This is a genomic window from Paraburkholderia eburnea (assembly GCF_002917095.1).
Classification (GTDB): domain Bacteria; phylum Pseudomonadota; class Gammaproteobacteria; order Burkholderiales; family Burkholderiaceae; genus Paraburkholderia; species Paraburkholderia eburnea.
Map to the genome: position 1 here is coordinate 1 of NZ_PQGA01000058.1, position 1,000 is coordinate 1,000.

Here is a 1,000-nt window from a genome sequence, read left to right on the forward strand (position 1 = left end):
TGCACTTCCTTGAAATTCGCGTCGACCCACACGGCGTTCAGCGGCACCACCGACATCAGCGGCGTGCCCGGCGAAACGCGCTGGCCGACCTGCACCGAACGCTTCGCCACGTAACCCGTGACCGGCGCGGGCAACGTGTTGCGCGCGTTCGTGAGGTAGGCGTCGCGCACCTTCGCGGCGGCGGCCATCACGTTCGGGTGGTTCGCAATCGTCGTGTTGGCAGTCAGCGCGCGGTTGGCGGCGAGCTGCTGCTGCGCGGCCTCGAGTGCGGCTTGCGTGCTCTTCACCGTGTCGCTGGCGTGCGAGATTTCTTCCTGCGAGACCGCGCCCGTCTGCGCGACCTGCATCCGGCGGCGCAGATCGTCCTGCGCGCGCGAGAGGTCGGCCTGACGCACGGCCACCTGCGCTTCGTACTGGCTGTCGTCGGCGAAGAGGCCGCGCACCTGGCGCACCGTCTGGCCGAGGTTGGCTTCGGCCTGCTGGAGCGCGATACGCGAATCAGCCGGATCGAGCATGACGAGCGGGGCGCCGATCCTGACCGTCTGCGTGTCGTCGGCGTTCACCGCGATCACCGTGCCCGTCACCTGCGGGGTGATCTGCACGACGTTGCCGTTGACGTAGGCGTCATCCGTGCTTTCGCTAAAGCGCGCGACGAGGAAGTAATAGAGGCCGTAGGCAACGGCTGCAATCACGATCACGAGAACAAGCAGCGTCATCATGCGCTTGCGCTTGCCTTTTTGTTCGGTATCCTGTTCTTCTGCAACAGGCCGTTGTGCGGTGTTCATTTTGTGTTTCTCTTATGTGGTTTGTTCTATCGTTGCGTCGGGTTGGCTACGCTCGTCTGCACGGTTGCACCGCTCCACGGCGCACCATTCACGCCCTTCGCGTCGCTGCCGACCTGCGTTGGCGCCACGAGGTTCACGCCATGTGCGTCGTGCGCGTCGAAGCCGCCGCCCAGCGCCTTGATGAGCGCCATCTGCTGATCGCGGCGCTGCGCCTT

The 1,000-nt window shown here is 65.3% G+C and carries 1 protein-coding gene and 1 pseudogene; both read right to left on the reverse strand.

Translation table 11 applies throughout. The features are described 5' to 3' along the window. A pseudogene (locus B0G62_RS31030) lies at positions 1-785 on the reverse strand (EmrA/EmrK family multidrug efflux transporter periplasmic adaptor subunit); the annotation flags it as partial. A 26-nt stretch (positions 786-811) separates the two neighbouring features. After that, on the reverse strand, positions 812-1,000 hold a 189-nt coding region (locus B0G62_RS31860), incomplete at its 5' end, for a hypothetical protein (RefSeq protein ID WP_167401375.1).